Below are 4,804 nucleotides of genomic sequence, written 5' to 3'. Positions count from 1 at the left end.
AGCTAAGCGACTTCCTTATCTCACAGGGGGCAACCCCCAACTACTTCCGGCGTTCTAGGGCTTAACTTCTGTGTTCGGCATGGGTACAGGTGTATCTCCTAGGCTATCGTCACTTAACTTTGAGTAATACATACTCAAAATTGAATATCTTTCAATTTTCACTTAAAAATAATCACGCTTCGTATTCTCAGTTACTTTGGATAAGTCCTCGAGCTATTAGTATTAGTCCGCTACATGTGTCGCCACACTTCCACTTCTAACCTATCTACCTGATCATCTCTCAGGGCTCTTACTGATATAAAATCATGGGAAATCTCATCTTGAGGTGGGTTTCACACTTAGATGCTTTCAGCGTTTATCCCTTCCCTACATAGCTACCCAGCGATGCCTTTGGCAAGACAACTGGTACACCAGCGGTAAGTCCACTCTGGTCCTCTCGTACTAGGAGCAGATCCTCTCAAATTTCCTACGCCCGCGACGGATAGGGACCGAACTGTCTCACGACGTTCTGAACCCAGCTCGCGTGCCGCTTTAATGGGCGAACAGCCCAACCCTTGGGACCGACTACAGCCCCAGGATGCGACGAGCCGACATCGAGGTGCCAAACCTCCCCGTCGATGTGAACTCTTGGGGGAGATAAGCCTGTTATCCCCAGGGTAGCTTTTATCCGTTGAGCGATGGCCCTTCCATACGGAACCACCGGATCACTAAGCCCGACTTTCGTCCCTGCTCGAGTTGTAGCTCTCGCAGTCAAGCTCCCTTATACCTTTACACTCTGCGAATGATTTCCAACCATTCTGAGGGAACCTTTGGGCGCCTCCGTTACCTTTTAGGAGGCGACCGCCCCAGTCAAACTGCCCGTCAGACACTGTCTCCGATAGGGATCACCTATCCGGGTTAGAGTGGCCATAACACAAGGGTAGTATCCCAACAGCGTCTCCTTCGAAACTGGCGTCCCGATCTCATAGACTCCTACCTATCCTGTACATGTGGTACAGACACTCAATATCAAACTGCAGTAAAGCTCCATGGGGTCTTTCCGTCCTGTCGCGGGTAACCTGCATCTTCACAGGTACTAAAATTTCACCGAGTCTCTCGTTGAGACAGTGCCCAAATCATTACGCCTTTCGTGCGGGTCGGAACTTACCCGACAAGGAATTTCGCTACCTTAGGACCGTTATAGTTACGGCCGCCGTTTACTGGGGCTTCAATTCATACCTTCGCTTACGCTAAGCACTCCTCTTAACCTTCCAGCACCGGGCAGGCGTCACCCCCTATACATCATCTTACGATTTAGCAGAGAGCTGTGTTTTTGATAAACAGTTGCTTGGGCCTATTCACTGCGGCTGACTTAAAGTCAGCACCCCTTCTCCCGAAGTTACGGGGTCATTTTGCCGAGTTCCTTAACGAGAGTTCTCTCGCTCACCTGAGGCTACTCGCCTCGACTACCTGTGTCGGTTTGCGGTACGGGTAGAGTATGTTTAAACGCTAGAAGCTTTTCTTGGCAGTGTGACGTCACTAACTTCGCTACTAAACTTCGCTCCCCATCACAGCTCAATGTTATAGAACTAAGCATTTAACTCAATTCACACCTCACTGCTTAGACAGACACTTCCAATCGTCTGCTTTAGTTAGCCTACTGCGTCCCTCCATCACTACATACTCTAGTACAGGAATATCAACCTGTTGTCCATCGGATACACCTTTCGGTCTCTCCTTAGGTCCCGACTAACCCAGGGCGGACGAGCCTTCCCCTGGAAACCTTAGTCTTACGGTGGACAGGATTCTCACCTGTCTTTCGCTACTCATACCGGCATTCTCACTTCTATGCGTTCCAGCACTCCTCACGGTACACCTTCTTCACACATAGAACGCTCTCCTACCATACCTATTAAAGGTATCCACAGCTTCGGTAAATTGTTTTAGCCCCGGTACATTTTCGGCGCAGGGTCACTCGACTAGTGAGCTATTACGCACTCTTTGAATGAATAGCTGCTTCTAAGCTAACATCCTAGTTGTCTGTGCAACCCCACATCCTTTTCCACTTAACAATTATTTTGGGACCTTAGCTGGTGGTCTGGGCTGTTTCCCTTTCGACTACGGATCTTAGCACTCGCAGTCTGACTGCCGACCATAATTCATTGGCATTCGGAGTTTATCTGAGATTGGTAATCCGGGATGGACCCCTCACCCAAACAGTGCTCTACCTCCAAGAATCTCTAATGTCGACGCTAGCCCTAAAGCTATTTCGGAGAGAACCAGCTATCTCCAAGTTCGTTTGGAATTTCTCCGCTACCCACAAGTCATCCAAGCACTTTTCAACGTGCCCTGGTTCGGTCCTCCAGTGCGTCTTACCGCACCTTCAACCTGCTCATGGGTAGGTCACATGGTTTCGGGTCTACGACATAATACTAAAGCGCCCTTTTCAGACTCGGTTTCCCTGCGGCTCCGTCTCTTCAACTTAACCTCGCATCATATCGTAACTCGCCGGTTCATTCTACAAAAGGCACGCTCTCACCCATTAACGGGCTCGAACTTGTTGTAGGCACACGGTTTCAGGTTCTATTTCACTCCCCTCCCGGGGTGCTTTTCACCTTTCCCTCACGGTACTGGTTCACTATCGGTCACTAGGGAGTATTTAGGGTTGGGAGATGGTCCTCCCAGATTCCGACGGGATTTCACGTGTCCCGCCGTACTCAGGATACTGCTAGGTACAAAGACTATTTTAAATACGAGGCTATCACTCTCTTTGGCTGATCTTCCCAAATCATTCTTCTATAGTCTTTGAGTCCACATTGCAGTCCTACAACCCCGAAGAGTAAACTCTTCGGTTTGCCCTCCTGCCGTTTCGCTCGCCGCTACTAAGGCAATCGCTTTTGCTTTCTCTTCCTGCAGCTACTTAGATGTTTCAGTTCACTGCGTCTTCCTCCTCATATCCTTAACAGATATGGGTAACAGGCATTACCTGTTGGGTTCCCCCATTCGGAAATCCCTGGATCATCGCTTACTTACAGCTACCCAAGGCATATCGTCGTTTGTCACGTCCTTCTTCGGCTCCTAGTGCCAAGGCATCCACCGTGCGCCCTTATTAACTTAACCTTATTTTTCTGACCTTTCAGTCATAAACTCTTTATTAATACTACAGCGTTTTCGGTTTATTTTCTTGTTACTATTTGATATAGATATTCAATTTTCAATGTGCATTACTTGGTGATCTCTCACCAATGGAGCCTAGCGGGATCGAACCGCTGACCTCCTGCGTGCAAAGCAGGCGCTCTCCCAGCTGAGCTAAGGCCCCACAAGACCTCTCAAGACTAAACAAGACCAATGTGCATTCCTTATCCTTAGAAAGGAGGTGATCCAGCCGCACCTTCCGATACGGCTACCTTGTTACGACTTCACCCCAATCATCTATCCCACCTTAGGCGGCTGGCTCCTAAAAGGTTACCTCACCGACTTCGGGTGTTACAAACTCTCGTGGTGTGACGGGCGGTGTGTACAAGGCCCGGGAACGTATTCACCGCGGCGTGCTGATCCGCGATTACTAGCGATTCCGACTTCATGTAGGCGAGTTGCAGCCTACAATCCGAACTGAGACTGGCTTTAAGAGATTAGCTTGCCGTCACCGACTTGCGACTCGTTGTACCAGCCATTGTAGCACGTGTGTAGCCCAGGTCATAAGGGGCATGATGATTTGACGTCATCCCCACCTTCCTCCGGTTTATTACCGGCAGTCTCGCTAGAGTGCCCAACTGAATGATGGCAACTAACAATAGGGGTTGCGCTCGTTGCGGGACTTAACCCAACATCTCACGACACGAGCTGACGACAACCATGCACCACCTGTCACCTCTGTCCCGAAGGAAAACTCTATCTCTAGAGCGGTCAGAGGGATGTCAAGACCTGGTAAGGTTCTTCGCGTTGCTTCGAATTAAACCACATGCTCCACCGCTTGTGCGGGCCCCCGTCAATTCCTTTGAGTTTCAACCTTGCGGTCGTACTCCCCAGGCGGAGTGCTTAATGCGTTAGCTGCGGCACTAAACCCCGGAAAGGGTCTAACACCTAGCACTCATCGTTTACGGCGTGGACTACCAGGGTATCTAATCCTGTTTGCTCCCCACGCTTTCGAGCCTCAGCGTCAGTTACAAGCCAGAGAGCCGCTTTCGCCACCGGTGTTCCTCCATATATCTACGCATTTCACCGCTACACATGGAATTCCACTCTCCCCTCTTGCACTCAAGTTAAACAGTTTCCAAAGCGTACTATGGTTAAGCCACAGCCTTTAACTTCAGACTTATCTAACCGCCTGCGCTCGCTTTACGCCCAATAAATCCGGACAACGCTCGGGACCTACGTATTACCGCGGCTGCTGGCACGTAGTTAGCCGTCCCTTTCTGGTAAGATACCGTCACAGTGTGAACTTTCCACTCTCACACTCGTTCTTCTCTTACAACAGAGCTTTACGATCCGAAAACCTTCTTCACTCACGCGGCGTTGCTCGGTCAGACTTCCGTCCATTGCCGAAGATTCCCTACTGCTGCCTCCCGTAGGAGTCTGGGCCGTGTCTCAGTCCCAGTGTGGCCGATCACCCTCTCAGGTCGGCTATGTATCGTCGCCTTGGTGAGCCGTTACCTCACCAACTAGCTAATACAACGCAGGTCCATCTGGTAGTGATGCAATTGCACCTTTCAAGCAGATATCATGCAATATCTACTCTTATGCGGTATTAGCTATCGTTTCCAATAGTTATCCCCCGCTACCAGGCAGGTTACCTACGCGTTACTCACCCGTTCGCAACTCATCC

At 50.0% G+C, this 4,804-nt stretch carries 1 tRNA gene and 3 rRNA genes; all 4 read right to left on the bottom strand.

Features of this window, described 5'->3' with window-relative positions:
• Position 1: 1 nt before the first annotated feature.
• A 5S ribosomal RNA gene (rrf, locus tag QM887_RS09865) occupies positions 2 to 117 on the bottom strand.
• Between the two features lie 79 nt (positions 118 to 196).
• Positions 197 to 3,099: ribosomal RNA gene (locus QM887_RS09860) — 23S ribosomal RNA — on the bottom strand.
• A 126-nt stretch (positions 3,100 to 3,225) separates the two neighbouring features.
• Positions 3,226 to 3,298: transfer RNA gene (locus tag QM887_RS09855), tRNA-Ala, on the bottom strand.
• Between the two features lie 50 nt (positions 3,299 to 3,348).
• A 16S ribosomal RNA gene (locus QM887_RS09850) occupies positions 3,349 to 4,804 on the bottom strand; the annotation flags it as partial.

Source organism: Streptococcus infantis (assembly GCF_047460875.1).
GTDB classification, from domain to species: Bacteria; Bacillota; Bacilli; order Lactobacillales; family Streptococcaceae; genus Streptococcus; species Streptococcus infantis_AA.
The sequence above is the reverse complement of the archived record's forward strand: the minus strand, read 5'-3'. Positions and strand labels throughout refer to the sequence as shown.